This is a genomic window from Nonomuraea composti, from assembly GCF_012034275.1.
In the GTDB taxonomy this organism is placed as follows: Bacteria; Actinomycetota; Actinomycetes; order Streptosporangiales; family Streptosporangiaceae; genus Nonomuraea; species Nonomuraea composti.
In genome coordinates, this window is sequence record NZ_JAATEP010000015.1 from 45,404 (window position 1) to 64,551 (window position 19,148).

Consider the following 19,148-nt stretch of genomic DNA (forward strand, 5'->3'; position numbering starts at 1 on the left):
ATAGAGGGAGACAGAGTAGAGATGGCGGAGCTTACGATCCGGCCGGACGAGATCCGGGACGCGCTTGAGCGCTTCGTCCAGGCGTACGAACCGGAAGGCGCCGCGCGCGAGGAGATCGGGACCGTCGTCGACGCCGGCGACGGCATCGCCCATGTCTCCGGCCTTCCCTCGGCGATGGCGAACGAGCTGCTCGAGTTCGAGAACGGCACGCGCGGCCTGGCACTGAACCTCGACACGCGCGAGATCGGTGCCGTTATCCTGGGCGAGTTCAGCGGCATCGAGGAAGGCCAGACGGTCCGCCGGACGGGCGAGGTCCTGTCCGTGCCCGTCGGCGACAACTTCCTCGGCCGCGTGGTCGACCCCCTGGGCAACCCGCTCGACGGCAAGGGCGCCATCGAGGCCGAGGGCACGCGTGCCCTTGAGCTGCAGGCCCCCACCGTCGTTCAGCGGCAGCCGGTGAAGCAGCCGCTGCAGACCGGCATCAAGGCGATCGACGCCATGACGCCGATCGGCCGTGGCCAGCGCCAGCTGATCATCGGTGACCGTGGCACGGGCAAGACGGCCATCGCCGTGGACACCATCCTCAACCAGCGCGAGGGCTGGCTGTCCGGCGACCCCGAGCAGCAGGTCCGCTGCGTCTACGTCGCCATCGGCCAGAAGGGCTCGACGATCGCGCAGGTGAAGGCCCGCCTCGAGGAGGCAGGCGCGCTGGAGTACACCACCATCGTCGCCGCCCCCGCCTCCGACCCGGCCGGCTACAAGTACCTTGCCCCCTACACCGGCTCGGCCATCGGCCAGCACTGGATGTACCAGGGCAAGCACGTCCTGATCATCTTCGACGACCTGACCAAGCAGGCCGACGCCTACCGCGCCGTGTCCCTGCTGCTGCGTCGCCCGCCGGGCCGTGAGGCCTTCCCCGGCGACGTCTTCTACCTCCACTCCCGGCTGCTGGAGCGCTGCGCCAAGCTCTCCGACGACATGGGCGGTGGCTCGATGACGGGCCTGCCGGTCATCGAGACCAAGGGCAACGACGTGTCGGCGTTCATCCCGACCAACGTCATCTCCATCACCGACGGCCAGTGCTTCCTGGAGACGGACCTGTTCAACGCGGGTGTCCGTCCGGCCATCAACGTCGGTATCTCCGTCTCCCGAGTCGGTGGCTCCGCGCAGGTCAAGGCCATGCGCAAGGTCGCCGGTACGCTGAAGCTGTCGCTGTCGCAGTACCGCGACCTGGAGGCGTTCGCCGCGTTCGCCTCCGACCTCGACGCCGCCTCCCGCGCCCAGCTCGAGCGCGGTCAGCGGCTGGTCGAGCTGCTCAAGCAGCCCCAGTACTCTCCGTTCCCCGTCGAGAAGCAGGTCGTGTCGGTGTGGTCCGGCACCACCGGCGAGCTCGACGAGGTGCCGGTCGAGGACATCCGCCGCTTCGAGCAGGAGTTCCTCGACTACCTCCAGTCCTCGCACAAGGGGATCTTCGACGGCATCCGCGAGACCCGCGACCTGTCCGACGACGCGGTGACCGCTCTGAAGGACGCCATCACGGAGTTCAAGAAGGGCTTCACCACCTCCTCGGGTGAGCTGCTGGTCAAGGACGAGCCGGTGGCGCCGCTGGGGGCCGACGAGGTCGGCCAGGAGAAGATCAAGAAGGTCGTCCGTCCGGCGGCGGAGAAGTAGGACATGGGTGCCCAGCTAAGGCTGCTGCGGCGGCGGATCAACTCGGTCAAGTCGACCGCGAAGATCACGCGCGCCCAGGAGCTCATCGCCTCTTCACGGATCGTGAGGGCGCAGCAGCGGATGCAGGCGGCGCTGCCGTACGAGCGCGAGATCACGCGCGCCGTCACCGGCGTCGTCAGCAACGCGGCCAGCGTCGACCATCCGCTGACCGTGGCGAAGGAGAACCCCGCCAAGGCGGGCGTCCTCATCGTCACCAGCGACAGCGGCTTCTGCGGCGGCTTCAACGCCAACGTGCTGCGCGAGGCCGAGGCCCTGCGCGGGCTGCTGGAGAGCCGCGGGATGACCGTGGTGCCGTTCGTCACCGGGCGCAAGGGTGTCACCTGGCACACCTTCCGCAACCGGGAGATGGGCGGCAGCTGGGTCGGATTCTCGCGGAAGCCGGCCTACGCCGACGCCAAGGAGATCGCGGGCGTGCTCATCGACTCGTTCAAGGACGAGAACGGGATCGACGAGATCCACATCGTCTCGACCGAGTTCGTCTCGATGCTCACCCAGAACGTCGTGGTCAAGCGGGTCCTGCCGCTGGAGGTCGAAGAGACCGAGGCGACGGAGTCCACCGCGATCCCGCCGTACTTCGAGTTCGAGCCGACCGCCGGCGACGTACTGGAGTCGCTGCTGCCGCGCTACGTGGAGTCGCGCATCTTCACCGCGCTGCTCCAGTCCGCGGCCTCCGAGGAGGCCGCGCGGCGGCGCGCGATGAAGTCCGCGACCGACAACGCCAACGAGCTGATGCGGGTGCTCACCCAGCAGATGAACCAGGCTCGCCAGGCCGAGATCACCCAGGAAATCAGCGAGATCGTCGGTGGCGCCAACGCGCTCGCTGACGCCGCAGCGGGGAAAGAGTGAAATGACTGCAGAGGCTGTTGAAACTGTAGAAGCCCCCGCGGCCGGCACTGGCCGCGTGGCACGTGTCACCGGCGCCGTCGTCGACGTGGAGTTCCCCGTCGAGGCGATGCCCGACATCTATAACGCGCTCAAGGTCGAGGTGACCCTCGGCGGCGAGACCAAGACCCTGACGCTCGAGGTCGCCCAGCACCTGGGCGACAACCTCGTCCGCGCCATCTCCATGCAGCCCACCGACGGCCTGGTCCGCGGCCAGGCGGTCGCCGACACCGGCGCGCCGATCTCGGTGCCCGTCGGCGACGTCGTCAAGGGCCACGTGTGGAACGCGCTCGGCGAGACCCTCGACGTCCCCACCTCCTCGCTCAAGATCACCGAGCGGTGGGGCATCCACCGGCCGTCGCCGGCCTTCGACCAGCTCGAGTCCCGTACCGAGCTGCTCGTCACCGGCATCAAGGTCATCGACCTGCTCACCCCGTACGTGCAGGGTGGCAAGATCGGCCTGTTCGGCGGCGCCGGCGTGGGCAAGACGGTCCTCATCCAGGAGATGATCCGGCGCGTCGCCCGCAACTTCGGTGGTACGTCGTGCTTCGCCGGCGTCGGCGAGCGCACCCGTGAGGGCAACGACCTCTGGCTGGAGATGGAGGAGGCGGACGTCCTCAAGGACACCGCGCTCGTCTTCGGCCAGATGGACGAGCCGCCGGGCACCCGTCTGCGGGTCGCCCTGTCGGCGCTGACGATGGCGGAGTACTTCCGCGACGTGCAGAAGCAGGACGTGCTGCTGTTCATCGACAACATCTTCCGCTTCACGCAGGCCGGCTCCGAGGTCTCCACCCTGCTCGGCCGCATGCCGTCCGCCGTGGGTTACCAGCCCACGCTGGCCGACGAGATGGGTGTGCTCCAGGAGCGCATCACCTCGACGCGCGGTCACTCGATCACCTCCATGCAGGCGATCTACGTGCCCGCCGACGACATCACCGACCCGGCCCCGCACAACGCGTTCGCGCACCTCGACGCGCAGACCGTGCTGTCGCGGCCGATCTCGGAGAAGGGCATCTACCCCGCGGTGGACCCGCTCGACTCCTCCTCCCGCATCCTCGACCCGCAGATCGTCGGCGAGGAGCACTACCGGGTGGCCCAGGAGACCAAGCGGATCCTGCAGAAGTACCGCGAGCTCCAGGACATCATCGCCATCCTCGGTATCGACGAGCTCTCCGAAGAGGACAAGGTCACCGTCCAGCGGGCCCGCCGCATCGAGCGCTTCCTGTCGCACCCGATGTACGCGGCCGAGGCCTTCACCGGCCAGCCCGGCGAGACCGTGCCGCTCGACGAGACCATCGCCTCGTTCAAGGGCCTCTGCGCGGGTGAGTACGACCACCTGCCCGAGCAGGCGTTCTTCATGGTCGGTGGCATCGAGCAGGCCATCGCCAAGGCCAAGGAACTCGAGCGTCGCTAATCGCCCCCACGGTGGTGGTACGGGGTTGATCTGCCGTACCACCACCTGATCGGAAAGGAACCTACACAAGTGGCGAAGCTACGCGTAGGGGTTGTCTCACCCGAGCGTGAGATCTGGTCGGGCGAAGCCGACATGGTGATTGCCAAGACCGTGGACGGCGAGATCGGTATTATGCCGCAACACGCACCTGTGCTCGGCGTCCTCGTCGAGGGCGGCGTGCTGCGCGTGAAGCGGGAAGGCGAGCCGGAGCTGGTGGCGGCGGTGCACGGAGGGTTCATCTCCGTCGCCGACGACGAAGTCTCCGTCCTCGCCGAAGTGGCCGAGCTCGGCTCCGAGGTCGACGTCGCGGCTGCCCGCGACGCACTCGACCGGGCTCAGGCCTCGATCGAGGCCAACCAGGAAGACGCCGACGCGGCAATCGAGGCCAAGCGTGCCAGGGCCCGGCTGCGCGCGGCGGGCGAAGAGGTTTAATACATAGCAAGAAGCGTTCAGGGGGGCGGCATGGTGGCGACGGTTGTGATTCTCGTAGTGCTGCTGGCCGCCCTCATCGTGCTGCGCGGGGTGACGCTCGCCCGCTCCCGCGGCAGCGTCCCCTGTCGCCTGCGCGTCGGAGACCGCGGGTGGCAGAGCGGGGTAGCCCGCTACGCCGACGGCGAGCTCCACTGGATCCCGCTGCTCGGCATCCGACTCAGGCCGCGTCACGCAATCGCGAGACGCGGCCTTGTCGTATCCGCCCGCCGCGAGATCGACGGCGGGCTGTTCGCGGTGGACTGCACGGGGAGCACGCGGGGGGTTTCGCTGGCGATGAGCGCCGACGCGATGACCGGGTTCCTGGCGTGGCTGGAATCCGCCCCGCCCAGCGCTTATCTGGACGTCGCCTAGCTAGCCTTCCGCGCTCTGGCTGGCGTGCAGGGCGTGCGCCTGCGGATGCTGCATTGCGGCGTGCGAGCAGGCCAGGGTTGCGTTGTGAGCCGGAGCGGGCCTGGGCCGCGTGGTGAGATGCGAACGCGCGGCTGCGATGCGAAGCGAGCAAGCCGCGCGCGCGGGCGCGCAACATGTGCCGCGTCGGTGAGGTGGTGTGCGTCGGAGCTCGGCGCCGTGTACGGCGGCTCGTGACGACGGCCTTGAGCCGCGCATAGAGGCGGCGGCCTGGAGCCGTGGAGGCGGCGGGGTGAGACGCGCGTAGGGGGCTCGCTGAGGCGGTGGGGTCAGCCGCGCTTGTAGAGGCGGTCCGCCGGGCGCGAAGTGAGGTTGCGCGCCGAAGTGGCGAGCTGAGGCCGTGGTCAGGGTCAGCGGGTGGCGCCGGGTTTCCAGAGGGGTTCGTTGCCGTTGTGGGCCACGCGGCAGGCGACGAACAGCAGGTCCGAGAGGCGGTTGAGGTATTTGGCCGTCAGCGGGTTCATGTCCTCGTGCGCCTCCAGGGCCGCCCACGCCGTACGTTCCGCGCGCCGGACCGTGACGCGGGCCACGTGGAGGGCGGCGGTGGCGGGGTCGCCGCCGGGGAGGATGAAGCTGCGCAGCGGCTTGAGGTCGGCGTTGAAGCGGTCGATCTGCTCTTCGAGGCGGTCGATGTAGCCCTGTTCCACCCGCAGCGGCGGGAATTCCGGGTCGGGGATGACGGGGGTGGCGAGGTCGGCGCCGACGTCGAAGAGTTCGTTCTGGATGCGGGCGAGGACGTCGGCGAGGGCGGTGGGGAAGGTGCCGTGGGAGAGGGCGAGGCCGAGGTGGGCGTTGGCTTCCTCGACGTCGGCGTAGGCGGCGAGCCGGGGGTCGGTCTTGGTGGTGCGGCTCATGTCGACCAGCGCCGTGGTGCCGTCGTCGCCCGCGCGGGTGTAGATGTGGGAGAGAACGACGGGTTTGTCTTTGTCGGCGCGTGTCATGGCTTCAGGGTAGTGAAGCGGCCGGCCGGGGTCCCGGTGCGGGGGTGACAAATGTCATCGGATTCCTCCGCAGGGTCCACATCGGGGCGGTGATTTCCGCGACTACCTGGGCGAACCAGGCTGAAGCCACTATTGACCCATGACGAAGGAGATGACCTGATGCTCGAGATCAGCGAGCTGCGCAAGCGTTTCGCGGGCGGCCCCGGCGCCCCCGGCGGCAAGGTCGCCCTCGATGGGATCAGTTTCACGGTGCGGCCGGGGGAGATGTTCGGGTTCGTGGGTGCGAACGGCGCGGGCAAGACCACGACGATGCGCATCGTGATGGGCGTGCTGCAGGCGGACTCCGGCTCGGTGAGCTGGCAGGGCAGGCCCCTCGGTTACGACGACCGGCAGCGGTTCGGGTACATGCCGGAGGAGCGCGGCCTGTACCAGAAGATGCGGGTCGCCGAGCAGATCGAGTACTTCGGGCGCCTGCACGGGCTGAGCGCGCCGGCGGCGAAGAAGGCCACCGACGACCTGCTGCAGCGGCTTGGGCTGACCGAGCGCAGGGGCGACGCGGTGCAGGCGCTGTCGCTGGGCAACCAGCAGCGCGTGCAGCTCGCCGTGGCGCTGGTGCACGACCCGGAGGTGCTGATCCTCGACGAGCCGTTCTCGGGCCTGGACCCGATCGCGGTGGACGCGCTGGCCACGGCGCTGCAGGAGCGGTGCAGGGGCGGCGTGCCGGTGATCTTCTCCAGTCATCAGCTCGAACTGGTGGAGCGGCTGTGCGACTCGGTGGGCATCGTCTCGGCGGGCCGCATGGTGGCCTCCGGGACCGTGGCCGACCTGCGTGCGGCCGAGAGCGGCACGCTGCGCGTCGTCGTCCGGGCCCCGGCTCCGGGCTGGGCCGACGGCCTGCCCGGCACGGTGACCGTGAGCGGCTCCCGGCAGATCCTGCTGACGGACGAGGGCGACGACCAGGAGATCCTGCGCCGCGCCATGAAGGCCGGTCACGTCGAGCACTTCGGCGTCGAGCAGCCGACCCTCACCGAGATCTTCAAGGAGGCCGTGGCGTGAACGGTTTGCTGCTGGTCGCCAGGCGCGAGGTCAGCACGCAGGTCAGGACCAGGGCGTTCGTGATCGGCCTGCTCGTCACGGCCCTGCTGGTCGGGGCGGTGTCCTTCCTGCCCAAGATCATGGGCGGGGGCGACTCGTACAAGCTGGGGCTGGTCAACTCGCAGCAGTTGCCGCTGCACGCCGCCGCGCCGGACATCGAGTTCGAGTGGCGCAAGTTCGCCGACGAGGCGGCGGCGAAGCAGGCCGTGCTCGCCGGCGACGTGGACGCGGTGCTGGTCGACAACGCCAGGGTGCTCACCGACGGGGAGATCAACACCGAGCTCGGGGTGCTGCTGCAGAGTGTCAACCGGGAGTTCAAGCTGGGCGCCGCGGGGGTGGCCATCCCGCCGCTGGAGATGCAGTCGGTGGGCGCCGACACCCGGTACCAGGAGGCCCGGCAGGGCATCGCCACCGTGCTCGTGCTGCTGCTGTTCATGCTGCTCATGGGCCAGATCGTGATGGTGGCCATGGGGGTGGTCGAGGAGAAGGGCAGCCGGATCGTGGAGATCCTGCTGGCCGCCGTGCGGCCGTGGCAGCTCCTCGGGGGCAAGATCCTCGGGCTGGGCGTGGTCGGCCTGATCAACCTGGGCACGATCCTGGTCATCGGCCTGGCCGCCTCGTCGGTCTCCGGCCTGGCCGCCGACTTCCCGCCGGGGATGGTGGGCCTGGTGGTCGCGGTGCTCGTGTGGTTCGTGCTCGGTTACGCCTTCTTCGCGACGCTGTCGGCGGCGTTCGCCTCGCTGGTCTCCCGCCAGGAGGAGGTGAACACCGTCCTGACCCCGCTCACCATGATGATCATGGTGACGTACTTCGTGTCGTTCTACGTCACCAACGAGCCCACGGGCACGCTGGCCACGGTGCTGTCGTACGTGCCGCCGTTCTCCTCCATGGTCATGCCGGTGCGGATGGCCGCGACCGAGGTGCCGATGTGGCAGGTCGGGCTCTCCATGGTGGCGATGGCGCTGGCCGTGGTGGTGGTGCTGAAGATCGGCTCCACCGTGTACGAGCGGGCCGTGCTGCGGACGGGGGCCAGGCTGAAGTTCGGCGAAGTGTTGCGCAGCCGGTAGATGGACGAGATCGAGCAGGCGCGGCGATACACCAGGCACGTCCTGGTCTCGGGGATCGCCGCCACCTGGCTGGTCATCGTCGTCTGCGCCGCCTCCCGGCTCGACGCGGGGCTGCTGAGCTGGTGGCGCACCGCGCTCGCGGTCGTCCCCGCGGCCCTGTTCACGTGGTTGTGCCCGCGCATCATCCGGGCGATCCTGGACCGTCGTCACCCCACCCGGCTGGTGGTGGTGGCGGCGGTCCTCGCGCTGACCGCGGCCCTCGCGGGCGGGCCGGACCTGACGGCCTGGGGGTTCATCCTCATGGCCTGGCTGTCCATCGCCACGCTGAACCTGCCACGGCGCACCTCGCTGCTCATCTCGGCCGGCACGTGGCTGGTCAGCGTCGCGGCGGCGGCCGTGACCTGGCGGGACAACCTGTTCACCGTCGGGCTGCACCTGACGTTCGAGGAGGTGGTGTTCCTCAACGCGCTGATGTTCGGGGTGATGTGCGCGGCGATGCCGCCGTCCAACCGGCTGTGGGTGTGGATCTGGACGCTGGCGGAGCAGGTGCACGGGGGACGCGAGGCGCACACGAAGCTGGCGCTGGCCGAGGAGCGGCTGCGCTTCGCCAGGGACCTGCACGACCTCGTGGGCCACCAGCTCTCGGCGATCGCGGTGAAGACGGAGCTGGCCGTGCGCCTGTCGGACGTGGACGCGGCCGCCGCCAAGGCCGAGATGGCCGAGGTGAACGGCCTGACCAGGAAGGCGCTCAAGGACCTGCGGCAGGCCGTGCGCGGCTACCGCGAGCTTGACTTGGCCGCTGAGGTGAATAGCGTGAAAGGTGTGCTCGAAGCGGCCGGGGTCCGCTGCGAGGTGCGCCTGCCCTACCGTGAGCTGCCGGTCGGCGTGGCGCCGGTGTTCGCCTACGCGGTGCGCGAGGCGGTGACGAACGTGCTGAAGCACAGCGACGCGTCGTTCTGCGAGATCACCATCCGCTTCACGGAGCGGGAGGCGGAGCTGCGCGTGCGCAACGACGGGGTGGCCCGCCGGCAGGCGGCGGACCTGGGCAGCGGCCTGGCGGGCATGGGGGAGCGGCTGGCCGCCGTGGGCGGCGAGCTGCGGGCGGGCCCGGCCGCCGGCGGGCACTTCGTGCTCGCCGCCGTCGTGTCGCTGCCCCTGCCCGGCGTGTAGGAAAAACCTCCGGAATGTAGAAGAGCCGGCCTGGTGGGTAGGGGAGTAGGTACGTGCGTACGTGCGCGAGCAAGGAGGTGGCATGCGCGTCCGGGGCAATCCGGGTGCCCAGGTGGTACGGATCGGGGCCCGGCTCGACGCCGGCACGTCGGCGCCGGTGCGTGAGCGCCTGCACAGAGCGCTCGACGCGGGCGAGGGCGACCTGATCCTCGATCTCTCCAAGCTGGAGATGATCGACGCCACCGGCCTCGGCGTGCTCGTGGGGGCGCACAGGCGCGCGCTGAGCGTCGAGCGCCGCCTTGTTCTTCGGGGGGTGCCACCGAGGATCATGCGGATACTCGCGGTGACCCGGCTGAATCGGGTGCTGCACGTGGAGGCTCCGGCGGCCGCGGTGGCCTGAGGTGACATATCGGAGCGGGTGACGATCAGCCGGCACCCGCTCTTTCCCTGCTTAGACAAAATGTAGTTTTCGGCCCGCCGACTCTGCTAAACGCCCGATGAATGGCCGGTGGATAACGCGTTCAGGCGGTGCCGAGGCTGCGGTTGAAGATGTGGACGGCGACCGCCACGAGTTCGTCGATGTCCGGCTGGTCATCCGCGAGCAGCCATTCGATGAGCAACTCTTGTAACGCCCCAATTACTCCGAGTGCGACCAGGCGGCGATTCAAGTCGCTGCCCAGCGGAAAATCCGCGGACGCCTCCTCGACCAACCTCGCGAACGAGGCCACGGCGCGCTGACGGGAGAGTGTCAGGACGTCTCCCGACCTGCGCACCTCGACATGCATGATGCGTGCCCGCCGCCAGTCGGCCGTTGTGAATTCGATATAGGCGCGAATCCCGGCCTTGACTCTTCCGTCAAGCGTCTGGGGGGCCTCCGCCACCGCCTTGGCGACGACCGACAGGCTTTCCTCCACGCAGCGCTCGTGCAGGGCCTGGAGGAGCTCCTCCCGCCCGCCGAAACATTCGTAGAAGGCGCGGTTGGAGATCCGCGCCTCCGAGCACAGCCTTTCGATGGTCGTCGCCGTGAAACCCGGCTTCGCGTATAGCGTGTACGCGGCCGTCATCAGCCGCTCGCGTCTGTCTGCCAGCCTTTGCTCAGCCGACATTCCCCGGTAAGACCGGTTCACATTCCACCCGTCCAACATGATCGTGGCCCCCAGAGCACACAATTATGGACGGATGATCCGTTAAGGGAAAGGGTAAGAAGATTATCTTTTACGTCGTCCGTGCAAGAACGTGACGAGTCTGACCAGTCGCTCAAGCTCCGCGGGCCCTCGATTGAACGAGGTGAGGTTCATCCCGGGCATCGCGAAGCGCTGCCGGGCGATGGCCTTGGGCCGGGCGAACTCGCGCAGGCCGTCGGCCCCGTGGATCCTGCCGAACCCCGAATCGCCGACCCCGCCGAACGGCAGCGCGGGCACCCCGGCGAAGGAGATGACGGAGTTGATCGCGGTCATCCCGCTGCGCATGAGGCGCGCCAGCTCCGCCGCGCGGCGCGCGTTCCTGCTGAAGATGGTGCCGCCCAGCCCGTACGCCGACGCGTTGGCCAGCGACAACGCCTCCTGGGCGTCGCGGGTGCGGCGCACGGTGATGGTCGGGCCGAACGTCTCCTCCCGAACGGCGGGGGAGTCCTCGGGCACGTCCTCGACGATCACCGGGTCCACGTACGGCGCCCGCACCGACTCGGGCCCGCCGGCGATCACCCGGCCCGACTTCGTGGCGTCGTCGATGTGCCGCTTGATGACGTCCACCTGACCCGGCATGGTGATCGGCCCGTAGTGCTCGCCGGCCTTCACCTTCGTCACCCGCTCGGACAGCTCGCGGATGAAACTTTCATAGACGGCGTCGACGACGTAGACCCGCTCGACGCCGACACAGGTCTGCCCGGCGTTGGCCATCGCGCCCCACAGGCAGGCGTCGGCGGCGGCCCCGAGGTCGGCGTCGGCATCGACGATGAACGCGTCCTTGCCGCCGCACTCGGCCACGATCGGCGTGAGGTTCTCGGCGCAGGCGGCCATGACCCGCTTGGCGGTGGCGGTGGAGCCGGTGAAGGCCACCTTCTTCACGCGGGGGTCGGCCGCCAGCGCCGCGCCGGTCTCGCCCAGCCCCGTCACCGTCTGGAACACGGGGTGCTCGGGCACCGACTCGCGGAAAAGCTCGGCCAGCCGCACGCCGACGCCCGGAGTCAGCTCGCTGGGCTTGAACACGATCGCGTTGCCGGCCGCGAGCGCGTACGCGATGGAGCCCATGGGGGTGAAGACCGGATAGTTCCAGGGGCCGATGACGGCGACGACGCCGAGGGGCAGGTACTCCAGCGTGGCGGCCAGGTTGAGCCCGATCATGCCGGTGGCCACGCGGCGGCGGCCGAGCACCTTCTGGGCGTTGCGCGCGGCCCAGTCGAGGTGCGTGAGCGTGAGCACGAGCTCCAGCGTGGCATCGCCCACCGGCTTGCCCGTCTCCTGGTGGACGAGCGTGGCCAGCTCCTTCAGGTGCTGGGCGAGGACCGCCTTGTAGTCGAGCAGCCGCCGCCGGCGCTCGGCCGGGCCGAGCGCGGCCCACCAGGCGGCGGCCTCCTCCGCCCGGCCCACCGCCTCGTGCACGGCGTCGGGGGTCTGCTTCGGGTGACTGTCGACGATCTCGCCGGTCGCCGGGTTGATGGAGTCGAACGTCAGCGTCGTCATGGCGTCACCATAATCCGGTAAGGCGTCACTTACCAGGATCAGGGGGCAGGTCGCCACATCCCCCAGACCGGCGGCCCGCCGGGCAGCGTGAAGCGCTCGGTGACGCGGAAGCCGTGCTTCTCGTAGAAGGGGACGTTCGACTCCTTGCTGCTCTCCAGGTAGACGGGCCCGTCGCAGCGGGCCAGCCCCGCGCGCAGCAGCGCGCCGCCGACGCCCGTGCCCCGCAGCTCGGGCACCGTGCCGAGCTGCGCCAGGTACCAGTGCGGCTGCTCGGGCCGGTGGCGGGCCATCGTCTCCTCAAGCGTCATCCCGTACGTCACCCGGTCCCCCATCGCGGCGACCAGGCCCGGGATCCCGGCCTCCTCGTCGGGCCGGTGACCGGGCGGATCCCACACCGCCACCCCGGAGACGTCGCCGGCGACGTCGGTGACGGCGTGCATGTGCCGGGCCAGCGCGACGAACATGGCGGCGGTGCCCTCAGGATCCGGCAGCAGCCACCTGATCACCGGATCGTCGTGGAACGCCCTGGCCAGCGCGTCGCCGATCGCCTCCGCCTCGTCCTCCCACCGGGCCGCTCGGATCAGCATCCCGCTCACTCCTCGCCCAGCCAGGACCCGTGGAAGCCGGCCGGCACGCGGCGCGGCAGCCGCACCGAGGCCACGTCCGACAGGTCGCGGGCGTCCAGCACCAGCAGCTCCGAGGCGTCGCCCCTGGTCACCACGGACAGCAGCCACCCGTCGTCCTCGCCGGTCGCCCCCTCGGCCGGCACGAACACGGCCTCGCCCGTGTCGCCCCCGGTCCTCCTGACCTGCGAGTCGCCGTCGCGCTGGTCGTACTTGACCACGCCGTCGCCGGCCACCGTGTAGAGGTAGCGGCTGCGCCGCCCGAGCAGGCTCTCGTTGAACGTGGGGAACTCCACCCCGCGGTCGTCCAGCGCCTCCTCCTTCACCGCGCCGCTCGCCGGGTCGAGCGTCCACCGGTGCAGCGCCGCGGCCCCCGACGCGGCGGCGGACACGGCGGGGTCCTCGGCGCCGCCGATGCGGCCCCAGAGCGCCGTGAAGCGGTCGCGGGTGTACCGGGCCGCGTTGAGGACGATGCGCCCGTCAGCGTCCTCCCAGGCGTTGCCGACGTGGAAGACGTAGCAGGGGTCCACCTCGAACCAGCGGGTGGGGCCGCCCGCCCTGGGCGTCACGCCGATCCTGGCGCCGTAGTCGTCCTCCCACGCGTACGGCATGCCGCCGCGCTCCAGGCGGAACACCATGGGCAGGTCGAGCCAGAGAAGGTGGTGCTCGGTGACGGCGAAGTCGTGCATCATCGTCGAGCCAGGCACGTCGATCCGCCTGCTCTCCACCAGCTCGCCGGCCGCCGAGAGCCGGTGGTAGGTGAGGTAGGGCGGGAAGAAGCCGTAGCCGAAGAAGTGCAGCTCGCCGGTGACCGGGTCCTCCTTGGGGTGGGCGGTCATCGCGGTGGTGAGCCGGCCGCCGAAGTCGACCGGGCCGACGGTGTCGAGCTCGGGCGTCACCTCGTACGGGAAGCCGTTCTCGACCAGCGCCAGGATGCGGCCGGAGTGCCGGACGACGTGCGTGTTGGCGGTGACGGCGGCCAGGTCGACGCCGCTCTCTCCGACGAACGGGGCGTCGTCGGTGAACTTCTTCGTGCGCACCCACCGGTTGCGGTACCACTCGGCGCGGCCGTCGCGCAGGCGCACGCCGTGCAGCATCCCGTGGCCGGTGAACCAGTGGCCGGGATCCTCGCCGTGGCGGGGGTTGGGGCCGTTGCGGAAGTAGCGGCCGGTGAGCTCGGCGGGCAGCTCGCCGGTGACGGCCAGGTCGTGGGCGTCGATCTCGTCGGGGACGGGGGCCAGGGTGCCGCTGAGGTAGTAGGGCTGTGCCATCGATCCTCCAATATTGATAGGTCGAACGTAAAACGTCCAGCAGCGACCTGTCAATATAGGAATGTCGGAGCGTGAGAAGGGCCGCCTCGCCCAGGGGAGGCGGCTAGAAGAGGGTGGGGTTCTCCGGCTCGATGCCGCGCAGGGCGTCGTAGTCGAGCGTCACGCAGTCGATGCCGCGGTCGGTGGCCAGCACCCGGGCCTGCGGCTTGATCTCCTGGGCGGCGAAGACGCCGCGCACGGGCGACAGCAGCGGGTCGCGGTTGAGCAGCTCCAGGTAACGCGTGAGCTGCTCGACGCCGTCGATCTCACCGCGCCGCTTGATCTCCACCGCCACCGTCGCGCCCTTGGAGTCGCGGCACAGGATGTCGACGGGGCCGATCGCCGTCATGTACTCGCGCCGGATCAGCGAGTAGCCCTCGCCCAGCGTCGTGATGTGCTCGGCGAGCAGCTCCTGGAGGTGGGCCTCGACGCCGTCCTTGATCAGCCCGGGGTCGACCCCCAGCTCGTGACTGGAGTCGTGGAGGATCTCCGCCATGGTCAGGACCAGCTTCTCGCCGGTCTTGCCGTGGGTGACCGTCCAGGTCTCGCCGTCCTCCTTGAGCTTGCACGGCGGATTCATCCAGTTGAGCGGCTTGAAGGCACGGTCGTCGGCGTGAATGCTCACGCTGCCGTCCGCCTTGATCAGGACGAGCCTCGGCGCCATCGGCAGGTGAGCCGTGAGCCGTCCAACGTAATCCACGCTGCATCGCGCGATGACCAGCCGCATGACCGTCCACCTTAGTGCCTCTGGAAAACTGGACGCATGGCGTTCCCAAGGGTGAGTGTGGCAGGTACGAGCACGAGCGGGCTCTGTCGCCGATGAGCCCTCGCCGTGCCCGCCGCAGGGAGTCCTCCCGCCCTTTCGGCTTCCCGACCGGCCTCGACAAGGTGGAGGAGTGGCCCGACGGGGAGTGGAAGGTGCGCATGCTCACCGGCGCCTCCTCCACGAAGAACTACCGGTGCCCCGGCTGCGACCAGGAGATCCGCAGCGGGCAGCCGCACCTCGTGGCCTGGCCCAACTGGCCGGGGGGCGACGAGGAGCGCCGCCACTGGCACCAGACCTGCTGGCGTAAGAGACTCGACCGCGGCCCGGGCCGCACCCGCTACTGAAGGGACCTATCGGTGGAGATTCGCGCGGCCACGGTGCTGCCCGCCCGGCGGGAGCCGATCGAGCTGCACACGGCCGACGGCCTGACCCTGGTCGGCGAGCTGGCCCAGCCCGCCGACCGGCCGCCCGTCGCGACGCTGGTGACGCTGCACCCGCTGCCGACCCACGGCGGGTTCATGGACAGCCACGTCTACAAGAAGGCCGCCAACCGGCTGCCCGCGCTGGCCGACCTGGCCGTGCTGCGCTTCAACACCCGCGGCACCTCCTCCGAGCGCGGCACCTCGCAGGGGGCGTTCGACGGCGGCGAGGGCGAGCGGTACGACGTGGCCGCCGCGCTGGAGTACGCCGAGTACCACGACCTGCCCCGCGTGTGGGTGGTCGGCTGGTCGTTCGGCACCGAGCTGACGCTGAAGTGGGCGCACGACCCGCTGGTGGAGGGTGCGATCCTGCTGTCGCCGCCGCTGCACAGGGCCACCGACGCCGACCTCGACGCGTGGGCGGAGTTCGGCCGGCCGCTGACGGTGCTGGTGCCGGAGTTCGACGACTACCTGCGCCCTGAGGAGGCCCGTGCCCGGTTCGCCAGGGTGCCGCAGGCGGAGGTCATCGGGGTCGAGGGCGCCAAGCATCTGTGGGTGGGCGAGCCGTACGTGCGGATCGTGCTGAACGAGATCGTCAAGCGGGTCAATCCGGCCGCCTGGCCGCTCCCGACGGAGGTCTGACGGAAACTTCCGCTCATAGTGCGGTCATGAAGAAATCTTTGAGCAGAATGACCAGAACTATGGACGCGTGCCGGGGCGGAGGTGAGAATCCGATCGTCAATCGAAGATCGTGGAGACGCGCCGGGCGGCCTCCGTCCCGAGCGTAATCCCTGCTCGGCATGGGCGAGGCACGTATGCGGGTAGTGCATGGACTGGTCGCGGCAGCGTTATCTATCACAGCTTTGACAGTCCCCCAATCGGTGTCCGCTCAGACGGAGCCGGAACAGGGGCCGATCCAGAAACAGGGGCTGATCCAGGAACAGCGGCCGATCCAGGAGCGGGCCGCGGTCGCCGCCGCCCGTGAGGCCGGGCAACCGGTCGAGGTGGAGTCGATGCGCAGCGAGACCCGCACGGTCTTCGCCCAGCCCGACGGCACCCTCAAGATGGAGCTGAACGTCCGGCCCATCCGGGTGCGCAAGGAAGGCCGGTGGGTCCCCGTGGACACCACGCTGCGCCTGCGCCCCGACGGCGCGGTGGAGCCGGTGGCCGCCGCGGTCGGGCTCGCGTTCTCCGGCGGCGGCGACGCCCCGCTGGCCCGCCTCTCGCGCGGCGGCAAGTCGATGGAGCTCGGCTGGACCGGCCCGCTGCCCAAGCCCACGCTGAGCGGCGACACCGCCACCTACGCCGAGGTCATGCCCGGCGTGGACCTCCAGGTCACCGCCGACGTGGACGGCTTCTCGCACCTGCTCGTCGTCAAGTCGCGGGCCGCCGCCGAGAGCCTGACCGAGCTGACCTACCCGCTCTCGGCCCAGGGGGTGAAGCTGGAGGCCGACCAGGCGGGCAACCTGGAGGCCACCGACGACAACGGCGGCACGCTGTTCGTCGCCCCCACCCCGAAGATGTGGGACTCCGAGGGCATCACGAGCCCGAAGGCGCTCAAGGAGGGCCGCTCGCCCGAGGCCCGCGAGGCCACCATGGGCGTGCAGCTCAAGGGCAGGCAGCTGCGACTCAAGCCCGACAGGAAGATGCTGACGGACGCGAAGACCGAGTTCCCCGTCTACCTCGACCCGTACTTCTCGGCCGCCCGCAACGCGTGGACCGCCGTCTGGAGCAACTGGCCCAACTCCAACTACCTCAACTCCAGCGACGTCGCCCGGGTCGGCCACGTCGAGTCGCAGAAGAACCGCTCGTTCTTCCAGATGAACACCGGCTCGACCATCCACGGCAAGCAGATCATCAAGGCGACGCTGCGCACGTACGAGACGTGGTCGTACTCGTGCAGCGCCCGCAAGGTCGAGGCGTGGGCCACCAACTCCATCAGCAAGTCCACCACCTGGAACAACCAGCCCTCCTGGGTGACGCTGCTCGACACCAAGAACGTGGCCAAGGGCTGGGGCGCGAGCTGCCTGCCCGGCGGCGTCGAGTTCGACGTCACGCCGCAGGTCGTCAACGCCGCCGCCAAGAGCTGGGCCAACGTCACCATCGGCCTGAGAGCCACCAGCGAGACCGACGTCTACGCGTGGAAGAAGTTCAAGAACAACCCGAGCCTGGTCATCGAGTACAACTCGGTGCCGTCCACCCCGGTGGCCGCCGACGTGTGGTCGGACCCGGGCGGCCCGTGCGTCTCCGGTGACGGCCGCCCGATCATCAGCTCCGCCACGCCCAAGCTGTGGGCCAAGCTGAAGGACACCGACAACTCGGTCAAGGGCCGCTTCGAGTGGTACAACGCCGCGGGCGTCAAGACCGGCGAGTACGTCACCCCGCTCGGCTCCACCGGCACCGCCTTCTCCGCCACGATCCCGCAGACCCTGTACGCCGACGGCGCGCTGATCCGCTGGCGGGTCCGGGCCGAGGACGGCAAGGCCACCAGCGCGTGGAGCCCCTGGTGCGAGGCCACCGTGGACGCGACCGCGCCCGGCAGGGAGCCGGAGGTCTCCTCGCCGCAGTTCACCGAGAACGGCTGGAGCGACGGCGTCGGCCTGCCCGGCACGTTCTCCTTCGGCCCGAACGGCGTCACCGACGTGGCCGCGTACCTGTGGGGCCTGGACTCCACGCCGAAGACGGAGGTCGCCCCCGGCCAGGACGGCACGGCCACGATCGCGCTGACCCCGCGCCACGACGGCCCGAACCTGCTGTCCGTGCGCAGCAAGGACCGCGCGGGCCAGCTCGGCCCGATCAGGACCTACGTCTTCAACATCAACTCCGGCAAACCGGCCAGCGGCCACTGGCCGATGGACGAGGGCCAGGGCACCACGGCCGCCGACGCCGCCGGCGCGCACCCGGCCACGCTCAGCGGCGCCACGTGGACGACCGGCAAGACCGGCTCCGCGCTCAAGCTGGCCGGCTCCTACGCCCAGACCGGCGGCCCCGTCATCGACACCAGCCGCAACTTCACCGTCACCGCCTGGGCCCGCCTGACCGGCACCGCCGCCTCGGCCACCGCCGTCACCCAGGAGGGCGGCCGGACGGGCGCGTTCGCCCTGCAGTACTCGAAGGCCGACGACCGGTGGGCGCTGAGCCTGACCGGCTCGGACACCGACGGCGCGCCCGTCGTGCGCGCCCTGTCGGCCGCCGCGCCGCGCCTGAACGAGTGGACCCACCTGGCCGGCGTCTACGACTCGGCGACCCGCCAGATCACGCTCTACGTGAACGGCAGGCAGGAGGGCACCGCCACCGTCACCGCACCATGGAACGCCACGGGCCCCCTGACGATCGGCCGCGGAAAGGCTGGCGGGGCGGCTTCGGACCCCTGGACCGGGGACGTCGACGAGGTGCGCGCCTACGGCCGCGCGATGTTCGCCGACGAGGTCGCCGATCTGGTCAACAGCGCTGCCACGCTGGTGGGCCACTGGATGCTGGACGAGGAGTCCGGCACGTCGGCGGCCGACTCCTCGGGCCGGTCGAGCGCCGCGACGCTCTCCGGAGCCGCCTCCTGGACGCCCGGCTGGCTGGACGGGGCGCTCGCGCTGGACGGCGTGAACGGCTTCGCCCAGACGAGCGGCCCCGCCGTCAACACCAGGTCCGGCTTCACCGTGGCCGCCTGGACGCAGCTCGACTACCTGCCTGCCCGTGACACCGCGGCGGTGGCGCAGCCCGGCGGGCGGGCCGCCGGGTTCCAGCTCGGCTTCGACAAGGAGCAGGGCAGGTGGACGCTCGGCATGTCCGCCGCCGACACCGACACCGCCGCCCTCGTACGGACCCGCTCCGACGCCATCCCGAACCCGCTGGAGTGGACGCACGTCGCCGGCGTGTACGACGCGCTGGCCGGCGAGCTGCGCGTCTACATCAACGGCCGGCTGTCGGCCACCACCGTCACACCCCACCTGAGCACCTGGAACGCGACCGGCCCGCTGCAACTGGGCCGGACGAAGGCCGCGGGCGTCTTCACCGGCTACTGGCCGGGGACCGTGGATGACGTCCGCACGTACGACGGCGTGCTGAGCGCCGAGCAGATCGCCCAGCTAGCTGCCCAGTAAATCCCGTTCCGCA

18 protein-coding genes are annotated in these 19,148 nt (G+C 70.1%); 12 read left to right on the forward strand and 6 right to left on the reverse strand.

Going from position 1 to position 19,148, the window contains the following annotated elements:
- Positions 1–21: 21 nt before the first annotated feature.
- From atpA to HCN51_RS22055, 5 genes are all read left to right on the forward strand, one after another.
- Positions 22–1,671 (forward strand): F0F1 ATP synthase subunit alpha, encoded by a 1,650-nt coding sequence (atpA, locus tag HCN51_RS22035; RefSeq protein ID WP_168011387.1) that lies wholly within the window; start codon positions 22–24, stop codon positions 1,669–1,671.
- Positions 1,672–1,674: 3 nt separating this feature from the next.
- Positions 1,675–2,577 carry a F0F1 ATP synthase subunit gamma gene (locus HCN51_RS22040; RefSeq protein WP_080042503.1) on the forward strand — a complete coding sequence of 301 codons (903 nt, stop codon included), beginning with the start codon at positions 1,675–1,677 and terminating at the stop codon, positions 2,575–2,577.
- 1 nt (position 2,578) lies between these two features.
- The gene (gene atpD, locus HCN51_RS22045; RefSeq protein WP_168011388.1) at positions 2,579–4,027 is read left to right on the forward strand and encodes a F0F1 ATP synthase subunit beta; all 1,449 of its coding nucleotides are present in this window, start codon (positions 2,579–2,581) and stop codon (positions 4,025–4,027) included.
- A gap of 69 nt (positions 4,028–4,096) precedes the next feature.
- Positions 4,097–4,498, forward strand: a complete 402-nt coding sequence (locus tag HCN51_RS22050) for a F0F1 ATP synthase subunit epsilon (RefSeq protein ID WP_080042501.1) — start codon at positions 4,097–4,099, stop codon at positions 4,496–4,498.
- Positions 4,499–4,543: 45 nt separating this feature from the next.
- Complete coding sequence (locus HCN51_RS22055) at positions 4,544–4,909, forward strand: DUF2550 domain-containing protein (protein WP_346433740.1); 366 nt, start codon at positions 4,544–4,546, stop codon at positions 4,907–4,909.
- A gap of 407 nt (positions 4,910–5,316) precedes the next feature.
- On the opposite strand, the gene HCN51_RS22060 is transcribed toward HCN51_RS22055, so the two are convergent.
- Entirely contained in the window at positions 5,317–5,907 is a 591-nt protein-coding gene (locus tag HCN51_RS22060) for a cob(I)yrinic acid a,c-diamide adenosyltransferase (protein WP_168011389.1), read from the reverse strand.
- Positions 5,908–6,066: 159 nt separating this feature from the next.
- On the opposite strand from HCN51_RS22060, the gene HCN51_RS22065 reads away from it, so the two are divergent.
- From HCN51_RS22065 to HCN51_RS22080, 4 genes are all read left to right on the forward strand, one after another.
- On the forward strand, positions 6,067–6,963 hold the full coding sequence (locus HCN51_RS22065) for an ABC transporter ATP-binding protein (protein ID WP_168011390.1): 897 nt from the start codon (positions 6,067–6,069) through the stop codon (positions 6,961–6,963).
- Positions 6,960–8,069 (forward strand): ABC transporter permease, encoded by a 1,110-nt coding sequence (locus HCN51_RS22070; protein WP_168011391.1) that lies wholly within the window; start codon positions 6,960–6,962, stop codon positions 8,067–8,069. The genes HCN51_RS22065 and HCN51_RS22070 overlap by 4 nt, the downstream gene beginning before the upstream one ends.
- Positions 8,070–9,239, forward strand: coding sequence for a sensor histidine kinase (locus HCN51_RS22075; protein WP_168011392.1), 1,170 nt, complete (start codon positions 8,070–8,072; stop codon positions 9,237–9,239).
- 82 nt (positions 9,240–9,321) lie between these two features.
- On the forward strand, positions 9,322–9,639 hold the full coding sequence (locus tag HCN51_RS22080) for an STAS domain-containing protein (protein WP_168011393.1): 318 nt from the start codon (positions 9,322–9,324) through the stop codon (positions 9,637–9,639).
- 121 nt (positions 9,640–9,760) lie between these two features.
- Here the strand turns inward: HCN51_RS22080 and HCN51_RS22085 are convergent, their stop codons facing one another.
- The 5 genes from HCN51_RS22085 to nucS all read right to left on the reverse strand — a co-directional run bounded on the left by HCN51_RS22085 (position 9,761) and on the right by nucS (position 14,580).
- Complete coding sequence (locus HCN51_RS22085) at positions 9,761–10,303, reverse strand: TetR/AcrR family transcriptional regulator (RefSeq protein WP_240973116.1); 543 nt, start codon at positions 10,301–10,303, stop codon at positions 9,761–9,763.
- 144 nt (positions 10,304–10,447) lie between these two features.
- Entirely contained in the window at positions 10,448–11,920 is a 1,473-nt protein-coding gene (locus HCN51_RS22090) for an aldehyde dehydrogenase family protein (RefSeq protein ID WP_168011394.1), read from the reverse strand.
- 38 nt (positions 11,921–11,958) lie between these two features.
- Positions 11,959–12,507, reverse strand: a complete 549-nt coding sequence (locus tag HCN51_RS22095) for a GNAT family N-acetyltransferase (RefSeq protein WP_168011395.1) — start codon at positions 12,505–12,507, stop codon at positions 11,959–11,961.
- Positions 12,508–12,512: 5 nt separating this feature from the next.
- Entirely contained in the window at positions 12,513–13,814 is a 1,302-nt protein-coding gene (locus tag HCN51_RS22100) for a carotenoid oxygenase family protein (RefSeq protein ID WP_168011396.1), read from the reverse strand.
- Positions 13,815–13,917: 103 nt separating this feature from the next.
- Positions 13,918–14,580 carry an endonuclease NucS gene (gene nucS, locus HCN51_RS22105; RefSeq protein WP_080042490.1) on the reverse strand — a complete coding sequence of 221 codons (663 nt, stop codon included), beginning with the start codon at positions 14,578–14,580 and terminating at the stop codon, positions 13,918–13,920.
- Positions 14,581–14,672: 92 nt separating this feature from the next.
- Between nucS and HCN51_RS22110 the strand changes: the two genes are divergently transcribed.
- The 3 genes from HCN51_RS22110 (at position 14,673) to HCN51_RS22120 (ending at position 19,135) form a co-directional block, all read left to right on the forward strand.
- On the forward strand, positions 14,673–14,963 hold the full coding sequence (locus HCN51_RS22110; protein ID WP_080042489.1) for an ATP/GTP-binding protein: 291 nt from the start codon (positions 14,673–14,675) through the stop codon (positions 14,961–14,963).
- A gap of 12 nt (positions 14,964–14,975) precedes the next feature.
- Entirely contained in the window at positions 14,976–15,680 is a 705-nt protein-coding gene (locus tag HCN51_RS22115) for an alpha/beta fold hydrolase (RefSeq protein ID WP_168011397.1), read from the forward strand.
- Between the two features lie 239 nt (positions 15,681–15,919).
- Positions 15,920–19,135 (forward strand): LamG-like jellyroll fold domain-containing protein, encoded by a 3,216-nt coding sequence (locus HCN51_RS22120; RefSeq protein WP_346433741.1) that lies wholly within the window; start codon positions 15,920–15,922, stop codon positions 19,133–19,135.
- The last annotated feature ends 13 nt before the right edge of the window (positions 19,136–19,148 follow it).